Here is a 20,082-nt window from a genome sequence, read left to right on the forward strand (position 1 = left end):
CGTGGCGAGGTCGTGACCCGCGACCTGGCCCTGCCCGCCGTCGGCGGTGATCAGCGTGGACAGGATCTTCACGACGGTGGTCTTGCCGGCGCCATTGGGCCCGAGCAGCGCGAACACGGACCCCGCCGGGATACGCAGGTCGATGCCGTCGAGCACGGTCTTGTCGCCGTACGACTTGCGCAGAGCGACAGTGGAGACGGCGGCGGGCGGCTGCGGCCCCTCACCCTGGCTGGATGTGGGCATGACAGAAGAAGGCATGAAGTCCTCCCGTTCGAAGGCTGAAGTGACTGGGGAGTGGGCGAGTTGACGGGGTCGGTGCTCAGGGCCGGGCGCGGCGGATGTCGATGTTGCCCCAGCGGGTCCGGGCGCGAACCTCGACGGTGTCCTCGGTCTTCTGCGGAGGTTCGGAGTCGGCGAGCGTGTTGCGCACCTGCCCGCGCTCGGAGCTGACGTCGAGCCAGGCGGCGGTGCCCTCGCGGATACCGACCTCGATGGCGCCGTAGGAAGTCTCCAACTGGACAGTGCCTCGGGCCACTTCGCCCACGCGCAGGGTGCCGTGGGCGGTGGTGGCGGTGACCGACTCCTCGGCGCGCGCGATGTCGATGTCGCCGTGGGCGCCACTCACCCGCAGCTCGCCGGTCGCGGCGCCGACGGTCGTGGTGCCGTGCGAGTTCTTCAGAACGGCGGGTCCGTCGACGGTGCCGACGCGCAGGCTGCCGGAGCTGGTGGTGATCTCAGCCGTACCCTCGACCCGGTCCACGGTGATCGAGCCGTGCGAGGCGGTCAGCTGCAGCGGCCCGGTCGTGTCGAGGCGGACGTCGCCGGAGGAGGTCTTCACCCGGACCTCGCCGAGCCGGCCCTCGCCGAGCACCTGGGTCCAGGAGCCGGTCATGTCGACGCGCGAGCCGGTGGGCAGGTCCACCGTCACGTCGACGGCGCCGCTGGGCCCGATGATGCGGCGCTCCTTCGTCCTGACGGTCAGGACGCCGCTCGCGTAGGTGGCCTCGGTCTGCTCGGCGGCCCGAACGTCCTTGTCCCGCTTCGGGTCGCGGGGCCGCACCTCGACGAGGGTGTCGGGGCGGTCGACCGCGGTGAACCGGATGGAACCCGCGCCCACGTGGGCGGTGACCGAGATCGGTTCGGGAGTGTCGAAAGAAGGCATGGCTGTCCCGTCCTCTTGAGTCCTTGGGTCGTCCCCGCTGGTGGGACGTGGTGTCGGTGAAGTGGGGCGGGCTCGGGCGCGGTCAGCGCACCCAGCCCGTGAAGCTCTGTCCGGTGGTGCGGGTCTTCTCCGTCGTGCGCGGCTGTGGGGCGCCGTCGACCGCGGCCGACACGGCACGTACCAGCCACGCGTTGACCGACAGGCCCTCGCGGCTCGCGGCCTCCTCGGCGCGGGCCTTGAGGTGGGCCGGCAGCCGCAGGTTGACGCGGGCGGTGCCGCCCTCGTCGCCGTCGGCCGGGGCCGGGGCTTTGAACTGTTCGGCGGGCGCGGCCGGCTCCGCGGTGGCGCCGCCGCCGACGGGCGGCGGCGTCACCACGAAGTCGGGGTCCAGCCCGCGCAGCCGTACGTCGACCGAGCCGGGGGCGAGCTCGCGGGTGATCTCGTCCATCGCGGCGGAGAGCACATTGAGCATGGTCAGACGGGTCGCCGACTCCAGAGGAGCGGTGAGCCGCTCGGCCAGCTCACGGGCGTCTTCCCCGCCGGCCTCGGCGGCCACCGCGAGTTCGCGACGCAGGGTGTCGACATACGGAGTGAGGTCCATAACGCCATAGTGGCATCATCGTGGCGCCATAAGCAAGCCCACATGGCACCCCATATGGCACGCCTATGGAGGCAGCCACCCTGACCTGGGAAAAGGCACGGGGCGTGACCCTGAGCCATGGTGGCACCATCCGTGCTCAGGTGTTTTTGGGAGCCTGGAATGGCACCAGGTGGCGCCATCCGGTGCCACGCTACGTCATGTGACGCGATGTGATGGCGATCGCCACCTTTCTGGCGCGGAAGCCCGAACAACTCTGAGGAGGTCCTGCTTCCTCACCCTGGCGGGAACGCGTGGGGCCTCCTACAGCTTGGGGCATCACGAAGCATGCGCCCGGATGACTGGCACCTCACCGAAGACATCGACGACTTCAGCGGTCGGCGGAAAGCCCGGCCGCCCGTTGACCTCCCTGGTCTCCGTGCGGCAGCGCACGGGCAAGATGGGGGTTCGCCGTCGGTTTGCCGGGCAGTCCCAGCGCTGCCGTGGCCTCCGCCAAGGTCATCGCATACATGTCCACAGCCCGGCGGACGTTGGGGGCGTCCAGGCTGTCGCCGGTCACGAGACGATCGAGGTCCACGTAGGCCGAGCGGACCACCTCCATCCACCGATAGACGCGCCAGTCCTCCTGCCAGCCCTCCGTGTACTCCGCCGGCAGCGAGCGGGACCAACGCGTGAACATCCTCCCGCGGATCTCGGGACGTGTGGGAGTGAGATGCATATGGCGGACCAAGTCGTACAGCGGGTCGCCCACCATGGCCATCTCCCAGTCGATGAGCGTGAGTCCGCCCGACCGACGCACCAGATTCCAGGGGTTCAGATCGCCGTGCAGCAGGGCGGTGGACCGGTGGGTCACCCGGTGCCGGGAGAGGATCTCCCGCAGGCGTTGCGCATCAGGCAGGCCCAGGACTCGGGCCAGTTGCTGCGACTCCTTGGGCAGATTTGCCACCAGCAGGACGAGTTGCTCACTCAGCCATCCGTAGAAGCCGTCCCCGACGGGCGCCTCGCAGGACGTCGGATCAACGGGGGCACAGTCGACCTGCGTCAGGGCGCACAGCTGGTCGACCAGTCCGTCCGCCTCGTGGGGGAGCAGACCATGGACCGGATGGTTCGGTGGCCGGTCCCCTTCGGGAGGGCCGACGTATGTATGGATGGCGAAGGGATCGCCGGCGTGACTCTCGCCGAGGGCGAGCACCCTCGGGGCCATCACCGCGACACCGGACCGCTCGATGGCCGCGAGCACCGCGTGTTCGCTCAGGTAACCGCGCTCGCGACGACAGCCGGATGCCAACCTGCGCCGTACCACAACGGAACGATCGATGTCCGCCACCCGCACCACCGAGTTGAGGTGGCCGGTGCCTTTGAACACCCGGTTGGCCGGCGCGGATCCCTCGGCGAGCAATGCGTCGCGAACGGCCGAACGCGGAAAGTCAGGGTGCTCGGGAAGCCGCTCGTCCGGCTTCCACCGCAGAGCGGTGACCGTCCGGCGGACACCCCTCGCCTGCTCGCCCCGAGACGTCCGCCACCGAATGAGAACCCGCTCGATCTCGGCGACGTCCGGCACATGAGCCAGCCGAAGCGGTTCGGCCGCAGCCTGGAGAGCGCGGCTCACGCTCGCGGTCGCCGCGTCCAGGCTCTTCTGGTCCGGCGAGTTCTCCAGGGACTTCGCCGCACGCATCACATCGGGGTAGATGGACTGGGCACGCTCGAACGCGATGTAGTGACGCAGATCGCCCGCCAGGCCGTTCGCCGCCATCGGTCGGGTCGCCCGGATGGCGTTCGCCCACGCATTGATCACCTCGCCCCACTGGAACTCTGGGTACTGCATCCGGACCAGATGGGTGGCGAGGTCGTGCAGGGGATCGCCGTATGTCGCGAGCTCCCAGTCCACACAGATCAGGGGCGGGTCACCGCGGTAGGTGACGATCACATTGTCCCGGTGCAGATCCGCGTGGAGCAGGCTGAACGGCCTCCGGACCATGAGTGGCACTCGCTCGGCCAGCCGGATCAGCGCGTCCTCGGGGATGCCGAGTGCGGCGAACAGTCCGCCGAAGGCAGTCCAATTGGGCTGACGGATCTGTCGGTCAGCCAAAAGGGCCAGCGTCCTCAGAAAGCCCTGACTGTCCTTGTCGTTGCGCGGCCACCCTTCGGGCAGTCGCGGCAGCGCCTCCCTGCGCACCTGCGACATCTGGGCGAGCAGTCCTGCCAGTGCGTCGATCAGCAACCCGTCGACCGGCTTGCCGTTGGGACAGACAGTGGACAGCGGGACACCTTCCACAAAACTGTGGATGGAAGCCCCCCGCCCGCGGGCCAGACAGATGGGAACGTGCGGAAGTTCCCCTTTGATGGCGTCGAGGATCTCCGCCTCGTCCCGCCAGGTCCTGATGACGACCGGCAACGCTTCGGGTCTGCGCATGCGCACGGTCACATTCGTGCCCGGCTTGCGTCGCACGTGGCGCGCCATGGCCTCGGTAAGGGGCAGCACATAGTTCCGGTTGTGATGACCCCCGGTCATCACCCCGCCCAGCTTTGCCTGGCCCACGAACTCGTCGTAGGCGTCACCGGCGGCCCATCGCCCCCATAAGGCGTGCCGGGGAACGGGAGGTGCGCCCACGGGCCTCTCCTGTTGCTCAAGTTGCGGCAACATTAGCGGCAACCGGAACCGCGCACCTTCCGGACTGGTCTCAACGACGTAACGGGTCGCGATGATGCAAGGCGGCGTGCCGCCATTACGGCGAGTCGGTCACCCGATGCGGAAGTCAGACCGAGAGCAGATCCCACAGCGAGTCGAACCACGACTGCATACTGTCGACGAACGTCGAACCAGGTGAGTTCGGGTCGCGGTCCCTGATGTGGTGGGTGAGCGTGGCGCCGAGTCCGATCACATCGAGCGCCTCGATCTCCTTGCCGCTGTCCAGGACGATGGGCCGCTCGCTCATGTTCGCCATCCTGATGTCTCAGGCCTGAGCGCGCAGCGTCCGCAGCACCGGTTCGAGCGACTCCACGACGACCTCGGCCCCCGCGCTCCTCAACCGCTTCTCCTTGTCGTGGTTGCGTGCGAAGCCCAGGAACGAGACTCCGGCGTCCTGAGCGGCATAGAAGTCCGAGGGGGTGTCTCCGATCATCAGGGATGCGGAGCGATCGGCCCCCATCGCGTTCAGGGCCTGGTTGAGGCAGTGCGGATGAGGCTTCAGCAGGTCGAGGTCGAGGGTGCGGCCGAAGACATAGGGCGCGAAGCAGGAGGCCAGTTCGCGCCTGGTCAGGTATTCGGACGCCACCCGGGCCGAGTTGTTGGTCGCCACGGCGAGCTGACCGCCGAGGGCGCTCCAGGTACGGATCAGCGGGTCCGCGTACGGCGTCGGCATGGCAGACGCCACCGCCTGCAACTCCTGCTGGGTGAGCCGCCCCTCCAACTCGGTCACCAGATCGCTCTGCGGATGTCGTCGATGGATCGTCTCGAGAACGTAGTGCGGGTCCGGATGGACCCGTTCCTCCTCGGTCAACAGGTCCCGCAGACCCCGGCTTTCGAGCCATGAGACCAGTCGGCGCGCCACGTCCTCGGCTGCATGCCCGGCGAAAAGCCGACATATCGGGCCATCGAAATCGAAGAGCACATAACGCACTCCGGCGATCAACTTCCGCAGATTCTCTGTCTCTTCTGCCACCTGTTCAGTCTGCGTCGTATCAGAAGTCACTAGGAGAGTGTCAGGTCCGTCGTGATGGTTTCCCAGAGGGCGTCGAACCACTTCTGGGACTGCTCGACGAAGGCCGCGTCCCGGTGGCCCGTCCGGCGTTCGAAGGAGAAGAGGAGCGACTCGCTACCCAGGGCGTCGTACATCTCGAGGGTCTGGCTGTACACCTCCTCCTCTCGCTTCGTGAGCATGTAGTAGGCGATCAAGGCCTCCGACCCGTTGAGGAGGTACAGCTTCACCGGCGGAGTGAAGGGCAGAGCGCGGAACGTCACGCGTACGTCGATGTTGTGCGACGAGCGCAGGGCCTGGAGGTTGTGGCGCAGGACGTGACCCTGGGCGTTCCGCTGGCCCAGCCAGCGCTTGTGGACCAGGTCCTCCTCGCCACGGCCGTCGACCGGGACAGGGAACGCCAGGTTGATGTCCCGGGACGGCAGCAGAATGCGCGCGTCGATGGACTCCGGGTGAATGCGGCCCTCATGGATCAGTCGCACCGGCTCACCCAGCGCCAGCATCAGCGTCTCGGCGGTCAGGCAGGCAGCGTCGATGCGGACGTGCGGTGCCGCGAACGCCGCCGCGAGCCTCGGGGCGAGAGCGACCATCGTCGGCTGTGGGTCGCCCCTGACCGGCGGCGGCTCGGCGATCCTGGGCGGGCTGCCCTTGCTGACGTTGCTCAGCAGGCCGGCCTCCTGGAGGACGCGCAGGGCCTGGCGGACCGTGCCCCGCTCCACGCCGAACTCCTCGGCCAGCTCGGCCTGTGTGGGCAGGCGGTCTCCTGCCTTCAGCTCGCCGGCGCGGATGCGACCCCGCAACGCGTCGGCGATCTCCTGGGGCGAGAGCCTTCTGCTGCCGTTCATTGCGACGTTCTCCTGAGTCACGACCAAACGCTACAACCTACCTCCATCTATGTGGAGTTGTCTGATGGTTGTTTATACGTATAGACCAACTGGGGATAACTCCAATGAAGTTGGTTGCCAACTTAAGAGTGTTGGCGGAGGTTTTGCCTCCTCTCGCACACCATCCGCAGGTAGTCACCCCATGCAGACGGTTCGCTCCTCCTCGCCCCGCCCTCCGGATCGCCGAGATCCACCCACCCGGAAAGAGGTGCCACCATGCCCGCCATAGCCCTTCTCTCCGCTCTCTTCGTCGTCGGATTCGACCAGTTCGTCCAGTGGAAGTACGGAACGATGGGCATCCTCGGCCTGCTGCTGCTGACCGTCGGCATCAAGGCCAAGAGCCCCACCTGCAGCTCCGTCGGGGCGGTCGTCCTCGCCCTGATGGTCGCTCAGCCGGCCCTCTGACCAGGCCTTCGGGAGACCGTCCGAGCGACTTGGGGGATCGGCTAGTCGCCGAACTCCAGGTCCGAGCTGATGGTCTCCCACAGGGCGTTGAACCACAGATGGGACTGCTCCACGAAGGTGGTGTCCCTCAGGCCCGTTCCCTGCGCGAAAGGGAACAGCATGGACCGCGTGCCCACCGCGTCGTACATCTCCAGGTACTCGTGGTCGATCTCCGCACCGCGGCGCGTCACCGTGTAGTACGCGAACAGCGCCTCCGCCCCGTTGAGCAGATACAGCTTCACCGGTGGGGTGAAGGGCAGCGCCCGGAAGGTGACATCCACGTCGATGCCGTGCGTGCTGCGCAGCGCCAGCAGGTTGTGTTTGAGGACCTGGCCCTGCGCGTTCCGCTGCGCCAGCCAGCGCCGGCGCAGCCGGCCGTCGTCGGTGTCCTCCACCGGCGTGGGGAACGCCAGGTCGATCCGGCCGCTCGGCAGCAGCACGCGCACATCGACCTTGGCCGGTTTCATTCGCCCCGCGTGAATCTCGCGCAACGGCTCGCTCATCGCGAGCGTGAGCGATACCGATGTGAGGCAGAGGGCGTCTATCTCCACATGCGGAGCCGTGAAGGCCGCGGAGATCCGTGGGGCGAGCGCCACCATCGTGGGCTGCGGCGATGCCTCCGGGCCGCCCGCTGCACCGCCCACGTGCGGTGCGACGGTCGCCGGGCTTCCCTTGGACACATTGACGAGCAGATGCTCCGACTGCAGGATGCGCAGCGCCTGGCGCACCGCCCCCCGCTCCACGCCGAACTCGTCCGCCAACTTGGCCTGTGTAGGCATGCGCTGGCCCGGTCGCAGCACTCCGGACCTGATCCGGCTGCGCAGCTCGTCGGCCACGTCATGGTGCGACCTCTGTGGCCGCTGTGACCTCTTCCGCCCGTTGACGGCGGCGTGTTCCGGCTCCACGACCAAACACTACAACTTCACGCCATCTTTGGGCAGTTCAGAGAAAGGTGGTTATGAGACGACTCCAAGCGGAGATAAGTGAGGTGAAGTTGGTCGCCAACTTCGGCAAGTTGAGCGAGCTTGAGCGCTCTTGGCCAGGAAGACGACTGACCGAACTCCCTTCCGGAGGGGAGCCGGGAGCTCGGTCGGTCCGCACCACCCGCACCATCACAACCACAACTGAATCGCTACGGATGAACAGCAAGAAGAGCCACCTCCCGCACGGAAGGAGTGCCACCGAAGAGATCGGCTGCTGAGTCCGCGAGGGTTCAGAAGATGTCCGGGCACCACGGTCGCCTGGACGTACGCAGCAGGGCGTCGGCGACATGGGCGGCGCCCTCTTGCTGTTCCCGCACACGCCCGAGCGCCGCGAGGCGCACGGCGGACTCGTCCCCCAGCCACAGGGTCGCCAACTCGGCGACGGGCAGAATCAGCTGGGGTTCCAGGTCGGTCGGCGCGCACTTTGCACCGTCCGGGCCGGCCTCCAGCCGATAGCGGCCGCCGGTCAGTCCGGCCTCGTCCACGACCTCGAGGACGAGCGTGCCGGAACCGCCGTACGTCCGCGCCTCCAGGGCCCGTACGACGTCCAGGATCCGCACCCACAGCCAGTCCGCATACGTGGTGAGGCGGGCCGCACGCGGGTCCGGCAGGAGGTGCGGCAGCAGGTCGTCGGGCGCCCGGCGGCCCGACTTCACCGTGGTGACCCAGTCGATCGAGCAGAGATAGTGCCACAGGGCGCGCTCGGCGGCCGGGCTGGTGGTGATCAGGTTCTTGACGCTCGCGGTGTTCAGGGGCCGCTTGTCGTCGCCCCAGTGGTCGTCGCAGACATAGGCGGCGAGACCCTCGACCTCACCGGACGGGGACCGGTAGACGGCGAGGAAGGGCTGGGTCCACGGCCGTGCGTCCAGGCGGATCGCACCCGTGGTGACCTGCCACCAGCGCTCGCTGCGGTTGATCACGCCGGGCCGGGTGCGGCGGAGGCGTTCGTGGAGCTCGGGCCCGAGCTTGCGCACGTCGGAGCCGTCGACCAGGTCGATGCGGCCGCCGTCGTCCGGGGTGGGGCGGTGGCGGTCGAGACCGGTGCGGGGGACGTCGATGGTCCACTCGGCGCTGTGGGTGGCGGGGCCGAAGCCGTAGCGGCCGTAGATGGGGTACTCAGCGGCGATCAGCGTGGCGACGACGTCGCCGCGCTCCTTCGCGGCAGCGAGGTCGAGGGCCATCATGCGGCTGAGGATGCCGCGGCGGCGGTGGGTGGCCGTGACGGAGACGTTGGTGATGGCGTCGGCGGGGACGGGCGCGCCTCCGACGGCGGTGAGCTCCTGGGGGAAGGAGCGGAAGGTGGCCACGACGGGGGCCCCGCCGCTCGAGCGAAGCGGGGAGTGGGGGTCGAAGGCTGCGAGCGTACGGGAGGGGATGAGGTACGTGCCGAGGTCGGCGACGTCGTGGTCCGAGAGGTCCGGGGGGCGGAGGAAGCCGGTGTTGAGCGCACGGTTCCATTCCCGGATCTCGGGCTCGGTGATCGGGCGTACCTCGATGTCTTCGGCGCGGCGGGTCATGGCCCCACGCTAGGGGTACGGCGAATCGGGTGTCGCGCGGGTTTCGGCGGCCTACCCTCGCCATACCCCTGTCCCGGGGCCGGACTCGGACTCCAGGAACGGCCCCGCCAGTGCTGTGGCCGGAAGGGTTCGCCGGTGAACCCTTCCGGTCGCAGCACTAGAACACCGCCCGTATCTCCCCCACCTCGCGGCTCCCGCCCAGCAGCGGTGCCCGGCCGATACGGTCCACCACCGGGGCCTCCACGCCCATCAGGGTCAGGCCGCGGGACAGTATCGGTCCCAGCGCCCGGGACGCGCCGTCGTCCACCTTGAACGCCAGGGCCCGGCCGTCGGGGAGGGCCACCGCCTGGACCGCCTCCGCGCCCATCTTCGACAGGGCGCCGGGGATCTCCCGCATGAGCCAGGTGTCGGGGCGGCGCGTACCGGCCACGTACTCCGGGTGCGCCCGCATCGCGTCGGCCACGCGGCGTTCCGCCGTGCCCGGTTCCGCCAGCACGAAGGACCGGAAGGCGCGGGCCAGGCCGGTGAGGCTGATCGCCATCAGCGGGGCGCCGCAGCCGTCGGTGCCGACCGCCGCGACCGGCTCCCCGGCCACCTCCTCCACCACCGAGTGGATCAGCTGCTGCAGCGGGTGTCCGGGGTCGAGGTACGAGTCGAGCGGCCAGCCCCGCAGCGCGCACACCGCCAGCATCGCCGCGTGCTTGCCCGAGCAGTTCATGGCGAGGCGCTCACGCACGGCACCGGACGCCAGGTACGCCTCCGCCTCGGCCGAGTCCAGCGGCAGGTCGGGCGGGCACTGGAGGTGCTCTGCGGTCAGGCCGTGCTCGGCCAGCATCGTGCGCACCAGGTCCAGGTGGAACGCCTCGCCCGAGTGGCTCGCGGCGGCGATCGCCAGCCGCTCCCCGGCCAGCTCCAGGCCCGCCCGCAGCACACCGGCCGCCTGCATCGGCTTGTTGGAAGAGCGGGGGAAGACCGGCGAGGAGACATCTCCGAGCGCGTACTCCACGGAACCGTCCGCACCGAGCAGTACCAGGCTCCCCCGGTGCCGTCCCTCGACGAACCCGGACCGCACCACCTCGGCGAGCACCGGGGGCACGGCGGAGAAGGCGGATTCGGCGGGCAGGACGGTCTGGGCGGAAGTCGACATGGGTGCTTGCCTTCGCGACGGGGACCCGCACCTTCACCCGGATGCCGCCGGGGTACCGGGGCCGCCGCGCACACTCGGGGACCCCGGGTTCGCCGGGGCCCTCCGCGTCACATGAGCAGGTCGTCTACTTGTGCTTCTCCCTCACGGTACCTGCGTGCGATCTCGGCGCTGCAATCGTCCGCCGTGCGCTGCAGCCGCTGCCGCCTTCGGGAGACCTGCCGCTCGTACCGTACGAGCCGCCCCATGCCCGCCCCCAACTCGTCGTCGGTGCGCGCCTGGAGGTCCGACAGCTCGACCTCGGCGAGCATCTCCGCCGCCAGCCGCCGGTACTCCTCGCTCTGCGGTGTACAGACCGTCACATGGCGGGCCGAGGAGCGGTGGCGGGCGGGCGCGTCCCTGAGGATCTCCGGCAGCCGCTTCACGACCTCCTCGGGGGCCCGTCCGCCGCGCCGGGCCAGTTCGGCCCGCAGGATGTCGATACGACCCTGGAGCAGCCGTCGTACGTAGCTGAGATCGGCTTCGTCCCGCTGGGCGTCGCGGCGCAACGCGCGCAGTTCGGTCAGCCGCAGCGCGGACAGGTCGTGCCCCGGCGGAGCGTCCGCGGGCAGCGGGCTGTCCGTGCGCTGCACGGGAGCCCGGCACTCCCCGGCACTTCCCGAACGGGCGGGCGCCGCAACCCCGGGTCGCCGCCCGGTACCCGCTGTGCTCATGTCCTTACCGTCCCCTCGACCGGCGCGGCACCCCCCACGGATGCGCCGCAACACACTCATCGTGCCACCCAAGGTGCCGCTATGTGACCGAGTGCCCCTGATCTGCCCCGGATGGAGGGTTACGGGCCGATAAGAATGCTCTCGTAAGAGATCACAAACAGGGGCGTGAAACACCCCGGACGGACGGCCGCGCGAGGTCCCGCGGGTACCGTCGGCCCCTTCCCGGCGCTGCCGGGCGGCACGGCATGATGGTTTCCATGCGTGCGGTGGTGCAGAGGGTGGACGGCGCGAGCGTCGTCGTGGACGGCGAGACGGTCGGCGAGATCAGCGGCGAGGGACTGTGCGTGCTCGTCGGGGTCACGCACGAGGACACCAAGGAGAAGGCGGCCCAGCTGGCCCGCAAGCTCTGGTCGATCCGCATGCTGCAGGACGAGCGGTCCTGCTCCGACATCGACGCGCCCCTGCTGGTGATCAGCCAGTTCACGCTCTACGGCGATGCCCGCAAGGGCCGCCGCCCCACCTGGAACGCGGCCGCCCCGGGCGATGTCGCCGAGCCCCTTGTCGACGAGGTGGTCGCCCGGCTCCGCTCGCTGGGTGCGACGGTGGCGACGGGCCGGTTCGGAGCGCAGATGCGCGTCTCGCTGACGAACGACGGCCCGTTCACCGTGCTGCTGGAGATCTGAGCCCTACGGTTCGACGATCACTTCCTGGGCCGCCGCCGTCGAGTCGGCGACCAGGCGGGCGTCGACCGGCACGTTCCGTTTGACCAGGGCGAGGGCGACCGGACCCAGTTCGTGGTGGCGCACCGAGGTCGTCACAACGCCGATCTTGCGGCCGTCCGGTCCGTCGTCCGCGAGACGCAGTTCGGTGCCGTGCGGCGGCAGGTGCACCTCGCTGCCGTCCAGGTGGAGGAAGACCAGCCGGCGCGGCGGCTTGCCCAGGTTCTGCACCCGGGCGACCGTCTCCTGGCCCCGGTAGCAGCCCTTCTGCAGGTGCACCGCCGTGCCGATCCAGCCCAGTTCGTGCGGGATGGTGCGGTGGTCGGTCTCGAAGCCGAGGCGGGGGCGGTGGTGCTCGACCCGCAGCGCCTCATAGGCCAGCAGGCCCGCGGCCGGGCCGTTCTTCTGCCCGTACGACTCGAGTTCCGCACGCGGAAGGAAGAGGTCACGGCCGTACGGCGTCTCGCGGACCACGGCACCCCCGGGCGCCTCGGCGATCGAACCGGCCGGCAGATGCACGACCGCGAAGTCGTCCGTCCGGTCGGCGACCTCGACGCGGTAGAAGAACTTCATCGACTCCAGGTAGGCGACGAGCGCGTCCTGAGTGCCGGGCTCGACATGGGCCCAGACCGTCTCGCCGTCGTCCACCAGATACAGCGCGTGCTCGATGTGGCCGTGCGCGGAGAGGATGAGCGCCTCGGTGGCCTGGTTCGGGGGCAGCTCGCTGACATGCTGGGTGAGCAGCAGGTGCAGCCAGCTCAGCCGGTCCTCGCCGCTGACGGTGACGACGCCGCGGTGCGAAAGGTCCACGAATCCGGAGCCGTCGGCGAGGGCACGCTGCTCGCGGAACAGGTCGCCGTAGTGGGCGGCGACGCCTTCGTCCACGCCCTCGGCGGGGACGGCACCGGGCAGGGCCAGCAGGGGACTCTTCATGGGTCCAGCCTACGACGGGGTAGTTGAACTCTTGAGCGAGCAATCCTGGCAGCGGCCGAAGATCGCGAAGTGCTTCATGTCCGTCTCGAAACCGAACGTGTCGCGAAGCTTGGCGGTGAACTCCGCCGCCACGTCGAGGTCCGCCTCGATGACGTTCGTGCAGTCACGGCAGACCAGGTGCAGGTGGTGGTGCCGGTCCGCGAGGTGGTACGTCGGCGCCCCGTGCCCGAGGTGGGCATGGCTGACCAGACCGAGCTCCTCGAGAAGCTCCAGGGTCCGGTAGACCGTGGAAATATTGACCCCCGACGCCGTCTTCCTCACCTCGCAGAGGATGGCGTCGGGGGTCGCGTGCTCCAGGGTGTCCACGGCTTCGAGCACGAGTTGCCGCTGCGGGGTCAGCCGGTAGCCGCGCTGCCGCAGATCACTCTTCCAGTCGGTGCTCACCACACTGGAAAGTCTAGAACTACTTGAAGAATGCGATCCCGTCGTCCGGAAGGTCGTCCGGGAGGGCCTTCGCCCAGCGCTCGACGTCCTCCGGGGTGACGACCTTCTTCAAGTGGGCCGACATGTACGGGCGCAGCGGCACCTCGGGTGTCTGCTTCTCGCCCACCCACATCAGGTCGCTGCTGACATACCCGTACAACCGCTTGCCGCCGCTGTACGGACCCGATGCGGCCGTCCGGGCGACGGCGTCCGTGGCGAGCTCGATCTGCGGCTTCTTCTCGGCCAGCTCGCCGTACCAGACCTCGACGACTCCGTCGTTGCGGACCATGGTGGCCTCGACCTTGCGGTCCGCGTCGATCCGCCAGAAGCCCGACTCGCTCTCCAGCGGCCTGACCTTGTTCCCCTCGCCGTCCAGCACCCAGGTGTGGGAGTGGTACTCCAGGAAGTCCCGTCCGTCGTGGGTGAAGACGGCCTCCTGCCCGAAGTTGCACTTCTCGGAACCGGGGAAGTCGTGCACGCCCGCCCCGGCCCAGTTGCCGAGCAGGAAGGCCAGGGGGACGAGGCCCTTGTGGAGGTCGGACGGGATCTCGATCATCAGCAGCTTTTCGTCGTGGAGGTCGTGTACGTCAGGGGTGCGGGGGTCAGCGCTGGCCCTCGTACAGCTTCTTCACGGTCAGTCCGGCGAAGGCAAGCACGCCGACGCAGACCAGGACCAGCAGGGTTTCGAAGAAGATCTCCACGGGTGCTCCTCGGTTGAGCAGGGTGCGGTATGTGCACAGGGCTGGGCCCCAGCTTAGTCGGCCGGGGCCCGGCCCTCTTGGCGAGGTGCCCGCAGGCTCAGTCGAGCAACTCGGTCTGCAGGGTCACCGTCTGCTGGAAGGGCACGGCGGGGGTGGTGCCCTTGCGGGACTGGATGATCACGGCAAAGACGTCACCAGCGCGGAGGTAGGCCTCGCGGACCTGCTGGGCGCCGTACGGCTTGGGCTCGACGTAGACGGAGCGGGAGATGTCCCTGATCCGGGCCTCGCCCGGGAAGGCGCTGTCCATGACGGAGTCGTGGGCGTCGCGGACCGCGTACTCGAGACTGTTGAAGCTGGCGAACTTGTTCGAGCCGAGGTCGTCCACAACGGTCGCGGTGTCGAAGTGGAGCAGGTAGATCCGTGTGTGCGTGCCGTCCTCAGTGGTCCAGCCCCGGGCGGCGATGTGCCGCAGACCGTGGTCGGTCAGCCGCTGGCCGAACTCCTTGCGGTCCTGCTTGCTCGTGTACTCCGCGAGAAAGTCCTCGGTCGGCAGCCAGCCGTCCGTCCCGCGCAGCGCTTTGTCCTCCCGGGCTCCCGCGGGGGCGGGCAGCACGAGGGCACGCAGGTCGGCGTGGTGCGAGCCGGCCACGTTGGCCTCGGCGAACGGGCGGGGGCTGCCGGACGGCAGCGGCGGCCGGACGATCTCAGGGAAGGTCCAGCGCCCGTCCGCCTCGGTGGCGAGGCCGGGCACGTCCGTACGGTCCATGCTCGTGATGCCGAACGCCGTGGACGCACCGACCGCCGCGAAGACGGCGACGGCCGCGGTCCAGCGCAGCACGGCCCGCAGCACCCGGCGGTCCTTCTTCATGGGCGGCGATCCGGCGCCGGCGAACGCGTCGGGACCGCCGGCCACCGCCGGAGCCGCCTCGGACACGGGCGCGGCCACCTGCTGCGTGGCGACGGCACCCGGCGGGCTCGCCGGCACCGCCGGGTGATCCGTGGTCTGCTGCTCGGTCATACCGCCTCCCCGGGGTCCCCGATACGGTCCAGTTGTGCGCGGAGCAAGGCCGCCGCCCCCTTCTTGTCCAGCGGCTTGACCCCGGACACGGTGGCGCTGACCAGGACGTCGCCCTCGTACGCGGAGCAGACCATCAGGTCGAGCTTCTCGTCGCGGTCCGTCGGCGGCAGAAAGCAGCGGGCGTTCTTGTGGCCCTCGATCGTCGGCCCGGCCCGGAACACCTTCATGGCGCCGAGGAACTCCTGCTGAAAGGCCGCGATGGAACGCACCGTCCGCCGGCTCTCCATCCGGGACAGCACGATCTCGACGGTGAAGGCGTCCTGCGCGTACGCGGTGGAGCCGGACGCGCTCGTCGAACTGAGGTAGCTGCGCATCGCCATGCCCTGGATGTGCTGCCTGTCGATCTCCTTCTCCAGCCGCAGCCGCTGGGAGCGCGGCAGGTTGCGGAGCGACTCCTTGCGCAGCTCGGTGGCCTGCCCACCGCTCAGCTCGGCGTCGGAGCCGAACTCGCCCATGTCCGGACCGCGGCCGTAGCCGCTGGTACCGAAGGGCAGCAGCATGCCCTTGAGGCCGGTGGCCTCGGTCTGGACCTTCTTGTCCGCCTCGGTCTTCGGCAGGCGCCAGACCGGCGCGCCGGGGTCACGCTCGGCGTTCTGCACGGTGACCACGGTGTAGCCGGCGCCGCCGAGCACCGCGGCGAGCAGCACGACACATCCGGCGATCGCACCGACGCGCCGACGGCGGGCGGGGCGCGCGGTTGCGGGTACGGCCGTCGCCGGCGCCACGGGCGGCTCTCCGGTCGGGGCTACGAACCCCGCCTGTCCGGCCTCGTCCACCGGGCCGGCGGGCACGGGATTCTGCGGGTTCTCGCTCACAGCCGTCCCATCTGCCGCTCGGCCAGGCTCATGATCTCCTTCTTGGTGATCGCTTTGGTGTCGGCGACGAAGATGTCCACGGCGATGTCACCACGCCAGGCGTGCGCCTCGGCCGAGTACATCGCGAGGTAGCCCGGCTTCCGGTCGGGCGTCGAGTCCACGTATGCCATGCCGTCGCCGGTACCGGGGATCGGCCAGCCGTGCGAGCCGGATTCCCGTTCCGCCCAGTACACCTGGTTCTCCGCCTGATCCACGGCGTCCATGTCCTCCTCCTGCCGGTACTGCACGAGGCGGATCTCGACATAGTGCGTGTCGCTCGTCCGCCAGGAGGTGATGGCCGCACGCCGGAACTCGCTCGCGATCTGGTCGGTGAAGGCCTCGTCCGGCTTCTCGTAGTTCTCCGCGTACGCGAGGAGGGCCATCCAGCCGTCGTCACCCACCGGGTGCGGGGCGTTCCGGGCTCCGCTCGGGCGTGAGATCAGCAGCTTGCGCAGGTCGCCGTCGGTCTTGACGCGTCGGTCCTGTGCGGCCGACAGCGGCTCCGCCCCTCCCTTGGCCTGCTTGACCACAGGCTGGGACAGCGGCGGCAACGGGGTGGGTGTACGGCCCGCCTGCTCGACGTAGCCCGTGCAGGTTCCGGCGACGACGCCGAGCACGGCGGCACCGGCGAGGAGCATGGCGGTCCGGCCGCGCCGACGACGGCGGGGTGCGTCGTCCATGGACCCGTCCGGTGCCCGCCCCGGTCCTCCGGCCGGGCCCTCGGCACCCTCCGGCAGCTGCGCCTCCGCAGTTTCCGGTGCCACGACGGGACTTTCCGGCCGTTCTTCGGGTCTTTCCTGTTGTTCCAAGACGTCCCCCCACAGAACGTGAAGCGCGATCTTGTGTCCGCGCTTCACAGGAGACCCATGGGTAACGTTCGGAGTTGTAAGGGAGTTGATTACGATTCGGGCATGGCGAAAAAGCTCGTGATCAAAGCGACGGCAGGATCGGACGCACCCGAGCGCTGCTCCCAGGCGTTCACTGTGGCGTCCGTGGCGGTGGCCAGTGGAGTCGACGTCTCGCTCTGGCTGACCGGTGAGTCCTCGTGGTTCGCGCTGCCGGGCCGTGCCGCGGAGTTCGAGCTGCCGCACGCGGCGCCGCTGCCCGACCTGCTCGATGCGATCCTCGCGGCCGGGCGGGTCACCCTGTGCACGCAGTGCGCGGCCCGTCGGGACATCACGGAGAAGGACGTCATCGACGGCGTACGGATCGCCGGCTCCCAGGTGTTCGTCCAGGAGGCGCTGGCGGACGACACACAGGCACTGGTGTACTAGCGGTCCGCGCTGCCGGAGGAGCCGCCCCGGGCGGGAACTAGTGCCGCTTCTTCCCGTCCAGCTCGTCCCACCACTCGTCGGACTTGGGGTCCCCGGAGGGGTCGTCCCACCAGCGGTCCTCAGGGCCGCGCCGGTTCGCCACCATGGCGGCCAGCGGCGGAATCACCATCGCGACGAGGCACATCCCCACGGCTGCGGGGATCGACCAGATCCGCACGACTCCCCAGGCCAGGACGAACATACCGATGCACGTCCCCATCATGGCGAAGTAGATGTGACGCCGTCGTGCGTACATACTTCAAGGCTATGCCCGGACATGCCGAAGGGCCGCACCCCTGCCGGCAAGTGTCCAACCCCCGGCGGATGCGGCCCTTCAGCCGTACACGTACGGTCCCTCGGACCGTCGTGGAGTGACCGTCAGACGGCGATCGCGACCTCCGCGAGGCCGCCCGTCCGCGCGACGACCGTACGGTCCGCGGTGGCGCCCGGCACCAGGGCCCGGACGGTCCAGGTCCCCTCGGCCGCGTAGAAGCGGAACTGTCCGGTCGCCGAGGTCGGAACCTCGGCGGTGAACTCGCCGGTCGCGTCCAGCAGGCGCACGTAGCCCACCACGGGCTCGCCGTCGCGGGTCACCTGACCCTGGATCGTGGTCTCACCGGGCTTGATCGTCGAGGCGTCGGGGCCGCCGGCCTTCGCTCCACACATGGCTCTTCCTTAGGGGTAGGTCCGGGGATCCGGGAATTACTTGGCGGCGCCGAGCTCGATCGGGACGCCGACGAGCGAGCCGTACTCGGTCCAGGAGCCGTCGTAGTTCTTGACGTTCGGGACCTCGAGCAGCTCGTGCAGGACGAACCAGGTCAGCGCGGAGCGCTCACCGATGCGGCAGTAGGCGATGGTGTCCTTGGCCAGATCGACGCTTTCCTCGGCGTAGAGCACCTTGAGGTCCTCGTCCGACTTGAAGGTGCCGTCGTCGTTGGCGTTCTTCGACCACGGGATGTTGCGGGCGGTCGGGATGTGGCCCGGACGCTGCGACTGCTCCTGCGGCAGGTGTGCCGGGGCGAGCAGCTTGCCGGAGAACTCGTCGGGCGAGCGGACGTCGACCAGGTTCTGCACGCCGATCGCGGCGACCACCTCGTCGCGGAAGGCGCGGATGGACGTGTCCTGCGCCTTGGCCCGGTAGTCGGTGGCCGCGCGCTCGGGCACGTCGGAGCCGTCGACCAGCTCGCGTGCGTCCAGCTCCCACTTCTTGCGGCCGCCGTCGAGCAGCTTGACGCCCTCGTGGCCGTAGAGCTTGAAGTACCAGTAGGCGTAGGACGCGAACCAGTTGTTGTTCCCGCCGTAGAGGATCACCGTGTGGTCGTTGGCGATGCCCTTCTCCGACAGGAGCTTCTCGAAGCCGGCCTGGTCGATGAAGTCGCGGCGGACCGGGTCCTGGAGGTCCTTGGTCCAGTCGATCCGGATGGCGTTCTTGATGTGGTTCTTGTCGTAGGCGGAGGTGTCCTCGTCGACCTCGACGATGGCGATGGTCGAGTCGTCCAGGCGCTCCTGCAGCCAGTCGGCGTCGACCAGGACGTCGCTGCGGCTCATGCTCTATCTCCTCCGGGGCAGTTGCGGCGGTGTCTGCGAGTCGAGGTGCGGGTACGCGGATTCGCGGTGGCGTACACGGCGCACGGATGGCCCGGCATCAGGACCAGGGCCGGCGATACGGGAGTCCGCTCTCCCGTTCAGGAAGTGCGACAGAGCATGGCGGCGACACGGCACAGGTCTACTGCCCGCCGCTTCGTGAGATCCGCCTGTCGCTGCATATGTCGATCGTAGGGAGGGACCGCCGGGCGTGTCACCGGGGTGTCGAATGGTGAGATGCGATCGTCCGCAATATGGGAAAGAGGGCCCGACAGACCTGCCGCCGCACGGCCTCCGGGCATCCCCGCGCCCCGCCCCATCTGCGGTACGGACGAGATGTCTCGCCTTTCGGACGCCCGGAGCCCACCGGGCGTCGTCCTACCCGGCCAGCTTGACGTCCGAACCCTTCACCGTGACCTCGACGCCGCCCTTGGCCGCCCGCACCGTGTCGACCCTGATGCCGCCGGGCAGCTGGTCGATCGCCTGCTGGAAGTCGGTGATGGCCCGGACCCGCCCCTCGGCCGGCTGGACGCCCCCGAACTTCGGCAGCGCGTCGGCGTGCACCATCACGGTCTTGCCCTGCACCGTCACCGAGCTGAGCACATAGATCGGGTTCGGCAGCGTCTTGCCCAGGACCGTTGCCTCGATCGCGACCTTGATCTTGCCGTTGCCGCCGTCCGAGAGGCCGACGACGCGGGCGGTGACGCCGGGCGCCACCTGGGTGGACTCGGACTTGGCGGTCCTGAGCAGTTCGTCGTAGGCGATGAGCGCGCTGCCGGTGGCGGTGGCCGCGGTCGCGGAGCTGTAGTCCCCGGTGAACCTCACACCCTTCATGTCCGCGTTCAGATCGTCTATACGGATCTTCTCGCCGTCGCCGGTGGGGGCCTCGTAGTTCCTGATGCCGACCTCGACGTCGTCCAGTTCGCCGCCGGCCACCTGGGTGAGGAAGGGGAAGCCCTTGATGGACACGTCCGGGGTCTCGGCCAGGCTCTCGGATGTCTTCAGCTTGTCCGCCGCCTCGCTCTCCGCGAAGTGGACCGCGACACGGTCCACGATCACGAAGAGAACGCCCAGGATCACGGCGACGATCAGCAGTATCCGGAGTGCGCGCATGCTCGGTGCTCCCCCACCTCGGCGATCGGTGACGACCTGGGTGACCGTCAAGCGCGACTGTAATCCCGTACGGGCCGGCGTCCGCCGAATTGTCGATCACCTGTGACACGGACTGGTGCTGTGGCCGGAAAGGTTTGCCGGTGAACCTTTCCGGCCACAGC

General features: G+C 69.2%; 24 protein-coding genes. 3 read left to right on the top strand and 21 right to left on the bottom strand.

Translation table 11 applies throughout. From position 1 onward, the window contains the following. From VXC91_RS10995 to VXC91_RS11025, 7 genes are all read right to left on the bottom strand, one after another. On the bottom strand, positions 1-258 hold a 258-nt coding region (locus VXC91_RS10995), incomplete at its 3' end, for an ATP-binding cassette domain-containing protein (RefSeq protein ID WP_329506923.1). 61 nt (positions 259-319) lie between these two features. After that, a complete protein-coding gene (locus VXC91_RS11000; protein WP_329506924.1) occupies positions 320-1,162 on the bottom strand; it encodes a DUF4097 family beta strand repeat-containing protein in 843 nt (280 codons plus the stop codon). Positions 1,163-1,244: 82 nt separating this feature from the next. Then, the gene (locus VXC91_RS11005) at positions 1,245-1,763 is read right to left on the bottom strand and encodes a hypothetical protein (RefSeq protein WP_329506925.1); all 519 of its coding nucleotides are present in this window, start codon (positions 1,761-1,763) and stop codon (positions 1,245-1,247) included. 367 nt (positions 1,764-2,130) lie between these two features. Further along, on the bottom strand, positions 2,131-4,371 hold the full coding sequence (locus VXC91_RS11010) for a phosphotransferase family protein (protein WP_408057368.1): 2,241 nt from the start codon (positions 4,369-4,371) through the stop codon (positions 2,131-2,133). A 145-nt stretch (positions 4,372-4,516) separates the two neighbouring features. After that, entirely contained in the window at positions 4,517-4,696 is a 180-nt protein-coding gene (locus tag VXC91_RS11015) for a hypothetical protein (RefSeq protein WP_329506926.1), read from the bottom strand. A gap of 18 nt (positions 4,697-4,714) precedes the next feature. Further along, on the bottom strand, positions 4,715-5,503 hold the full coding sequence (locus tag VXC91_RS11020) for an HAD family hydrolase (RefSeq protein ID WP_329506927.1): 789 nt from the start codon (positions 5,501-5,503) through the stop codon (positions 4,715-4,717). Next, positions 5,452-6,303, bottom strand: a complete 852-nt coding sequence (locus tag VXC91_RS11025) for a winged helix-turn-helix domain-containing protein (RefSeq protein ID WP_329506987.1) — start codon at positions 6,301-6,303, stop codon at positions 5,452-5,454. The genes VXC91_RS11020 and VXC91_RS11025 overlap by 52 nt, the downstream gene beginning before the upstream one ends. A gap of 255 nt (positions 6,304-6,558) precedes the next feature. Here VXC91_RS11025 and VXC91_RS11030 point away from each other — a divergent pair, with 255 nt between their 5' ends. Further along, positions 6,559-6,747, top strand: a complete 189-nt coding sequence (locus tag VXC91_RS11030; protein ID WP_329506928.1) for a hypothetical protein — start codon at positions 6,559-6,561, stop codon at positions 6,745-6,747. 41 nt (positions 6,748-6,788) lie between these two features. On the opposite strand, the gene VXC91_RS11035 is transcribed toward VXC91_RS11030, so the two are convergent. The 4 genes from VXC91_RS11035 to VXC91_RS11050 all read right to left on the bottom strand — a co-directional run bounded on the left by VXC91_RS11035 (position 6,789) and on the right by VXC91_RS11050 (position 11,143). Then, positions 6,789-7,697 carry a GntR family transcriptional regulator gene (locus tag VXC91_RS11035; protein WP_329506929.1) on the bottom strand — a complete coding sequence of 303 codons (909 nt, stop codon included), beginning with the start codon at positions 7,695-7,697 and terminating at the stop codon, positions 6,789-6,791. A 302-nt stretch (positions 7,698-7,999) separates the two neighbouring features. Beyond that, entirely contained in the window at positions 8,000-9,286 is a 1,287-nt protein-coding gene (locus VXC91_RS11040; RefSeq protein WP_329506930.1) for a GNAT family N-acetyltransferase, read from the bottom strand. Positions 9,287-9,443: 157 nt separating this feature from the next. Beyond that, positions 9,444-10,433 carry an asparaginase gene (locus tag VXC91_RS11045; RefSeq protein ID WP_329506931.1) on the bottom strand — a complete coding sequence of 330 codons (990 nt, stop codon included), beginning with the start codon at positions 10,431-10,433 and terminating at the stop codon, positions 9,444-9,446. A 107-nt stretch (positions 10,434-10,540) separates the two neighbouring features. Further along, positions 10,541-11,143, bottom strand: coding sequence for an RsiG family protein (locus VXC91_RS11050; protein ID WP_329506932.1), 603 nt, complete (start codon positions 11,141-11,143; stop codon positions 10,541-10,543). A 257-nt stretch (positions 11,144-11,400) separates the two neighbouring features. On the opposite strand from VXC91_RS11050, the gene dtd reads away from it, so the two are divergent. Beyond that, positions 11,401-11,826 carry a D-aminoacyl-tRNA deacylase gene (gene dtd / locus VXC91_RS11055; protein WP_329506933.1) on the top strand — a complete coding sequence of 142 codons (426 nt, stop codon included), beginning with the start codon at positions 11,401-11,403 and terminating at the stop codon, positions 11,824-11,826. Between the two features lie 3 nt (positions 11,827-11,829). Here the strand turns inward: dtd and ygfZ are convergent, their stop codons facing one another. From ygfZ to VXC91_RS11085, 6 genes are all read right to left on the bottom strand, one after another. Next, complete coding sequence (gene ygfZ / locus VXC91_RS11060; protein ID WP_329506934.1) at positions 11,830-12,795, bottom strand: CAF17-like 4Fe-4S cluster assembly/insertion protein YgfZ; 966 nt, start codon at positions 12,793-12,795, stop codon at positions 11,830-11,832. 9 nt (positions 12,796-12,804) lie between these two features. Continuing rightward, positions 12,805-13,242, bottom strand: a complete 438-nt coding sequence (locus VXC91_RS11065; protein WP_329506935.1) for a Fur family transcriptional regulator — start codon at positions 13,240-13,242, stop codon at positions 12,805-12,807. A gap of 16 nt (positions 13,243-13,258) precedes the next feature. Continuing rightward, a complete protein-coding gene (locus tag VXC91_RS11070; RefSeq protein WP_329506936.1) occupies positions 13,259-13,834 on the bottom strand; it encodes an FABP family protein in 576 nt (191 codons plus the stop codon). Positions 13,835-14,076: 242 nt separating this feature from the next. Continuing rightward, positions 14,077-14,997, bottom strand: a complete 921-nt coding sequence (locus VXC91_RS11075; RefSeq protein ID WP_329506937.1) for a hypothetical protein — start codon at positions 14,995-14,997, stop codon at positions 14,077-14,079. After that, a complete protein-coding gene (locus VXC91_RS11080; protein ID WP_329506938.1) occupies positions 14,994-15,872 on the bottom strand; it encodes a hypothetical protein in 879 nt (292 codons plus the stop codon). Before VXC91_RS11080 ends, VXC91_RS11075 begins: the two co-directional genes overlap by 4 nt. Continuing rightward, positions 15,869-16,675 carry a hypothetical protein gene (locus VXC91_RS11085; RefSeq protein WP_329506939.1) on the bottom strand — a complete coding sequence of 269 codons (807 nt, stop codon included), beginning with the start codon at positions 16,673-16,675 and terminating at the stop codon, positions 15,869-15,871. The genes VXC91_RS11080 and VXC91_RS11085 overlap by 4 nt, the downstream gene beginning before the upstream one ends. Before the next feature lie 147 nt (positions 16,676-16,822). On the opposite strand from VXC91_RS11085, the gene VXC91_RS11090 reads away from it, so the two are divergent. Then, positions 16,823-17,185 carry a DsrE family protein gene (locus VXC91_RS11090; protein WP_329506940.1) on the top strand — a complete coding sequence of 121 codons (363 nt, stop codon included), beginning with the start codon at positions 16,823-16,825 and terminating at the stop codon, positions 17,183-17,185. 37 nt (positions 17,186-17,222) lie between these two features. On the opposite strand, the gene VXC91_RS11095 is transcribed toward VXC91_RS11090, so the two are convergent. The 4 genes from VXC91_RS11095 to VXC91_RS11110 form a co-directional block, all read right to left on the bottom strand. Beyond that, positions 17,223-17,480: a DUF3099 domain-containing protein gene (locus tag VXC91_RS11095; RefSeq protein ID WP_329506941.1), complete on the bottom strand. Its 258-nt coding sequence runs from the start codon at positions 17,478-17,480 to the stop codon at positions 17,223-17,225. 122 nt (positions 17,481-17,602) lie between these two features. Further along, a complete protein-coding gene (locus VXC91_RS11100; protein WP_329506942.1) occupies positions 17,603-17,890 on the bottom strand; it encodes a DUF1416 domain-containing protein in 288 nt (95 codons plus the stop codon). A 36-nt stretch (positions 17,891-17,926) separates the two neighbouring features. Then, the gene (locus VXC91_RS11105; protein ID WP_329506943.1) at positions 17,927-18,772 is read right to left on the bottom strand and encodes a sulfurtransferase; all 846 of its coding nucleotides are present in this window, start codon (positions 18,770-18,772) and stop codon (positions 17,927-17,929) included. Positions 18,773-19,186: 414 nt separating this feature from the next. Continuing rightward, entirely contained in the window at positions 19,187-19,921 is a 735-nt protein-coding gene (locus VXC91_RS11110) for an LmeA family phospholipid-binding protein (protein ID WP_329506944.1), read from the bottom strand. Between the last annotated feature and the right edge of the window lie 161 nt (positions 19,922-20,082).

The organism is Streptomyces chiangmaiensis (assembly GCF_036281785.1).
Classification (GTDB): Bacteria; Actinomycetota; Actinomycetes; order Streptomycetales; family Streptomycetaceae; genus Streptomyces; species Streptomyces chiangmaiensis.

Coding starts and splice junctions, on each gene's coding strand:
- VXC91_RS11000 (WP_329506924.1), bottom strand. CDS start 1,162: ATGCCTTCTTTCGACACTCCCGAACCGATCTCGGTCACCGCCCACGTG.
- VXC91_RS11005 (WP_329506925.1), bottom strand. CDS start 1,763: ATGGACCTCACTCCGTATGTCGACACCCTGCGTCGCGAACTCGCGGTG.
- VXC91_RS11015 (WP_329506926.1), bottom strand. CDS start 4,696: ATGAGCGAGCGGCCCATCGTCCTGGACAGCGGCAAGGAGATCGAGGCG.
- VXC91_RS11025 (WP_329506987.1), bottom strand. CDS start 6,303: ATGAACGGCAGCAGAAGGCTCTCGCCCCAGGAGATCGCCGACGCGTTG.
- VXC91_RS11030 (WP_329506928.1), top strand. CDS start 6,559: ATGCCCGCCATAGCCCTTCTCTCCGCTCTCTTCGTCGTCGGATTCGAC.
- VXC91_RS11040 (WP_329506930.1), bottom strand. CDS start 9,286: ATGACCCGCCGCGCCGAAGACATCGAGGTACGCCCGATCACCGAGCCC.
- VXC91_RS11045 (WP_329506931.1), bottom strand. CDS start 10,433: ATGTCGACTTCCGCCCAGACCGTCCTGCCCGCCGAATCCGCCTTCTCC.
- VXC91_RS11050 (WP_329506932.1), bottom strand. CDS start 11,143: ATGAGCACAGCGGGTACCGGGCGGCGACCCGGGGTTGCGGCGCCCGCC.
- dtd (WP_329506933.1), top strand. CDS start 11,401: ATGCGTGCGGTGGTGCAGAGGGTGGACGGCGCGAGCGTCGTCGTGGAC.
- ygfZ (WP_329506934.1), bottom strand. CDS start 12,795: ATGAAGAGTCCCCTGCTGGCCCTGCCCGGTGCCGTCCCCGCCGAGGGC.
- VXC91_RS11070 (WP_329506936.1), bottom strand. CDS start 13,834: ATGATCGAGATCCCGTCCGACCTCCACAAGGGCCTCGTCCCCCTGGCC.
- VXC91_RS11075 (WP_329506937.1), bottom strand. CDS start 14,997: ATGACCGAGCAGCAGACCACGGATCACCCGGCGGTGCCGGCGAGCCCG.
- VXC91_RS11090 (WP_329506940.1), top strand. CDS start 16,823: ATGGCGAAAAAGCTCGTGATCAAAGCGACGGCAGGATCGGACGCACCC.
- VXC91_RS11095 (WP_329506941.1), bottom strand. CDS start 17,480: ATGTACGCACGACGGCGTCACATCTACTTCGCCATGATGGGGACGTGC.
- VXC91_RS11100 (WP_329506942.1), bottom strand. CDS start 17,890: ATGTGTGGAGCGAAGGCCGGCGGCCCCGACGCCTCGACGATCAAGCCC.
- VXC91_RS11105 (WP_329506943.1), bottom strand. CDS start 18,772: ATGAGCCGCAGCGACGTCCTGGTCGACGCCGACTGGCTGCAGGAGCGC.
- VXC91_RS11110 (WP_329506944.1), bottom strand. CDS start 19,921: ATGCGCGCACTCCGGATACTGCTGATCGTCGCCGTGATCCTGGGCGTT.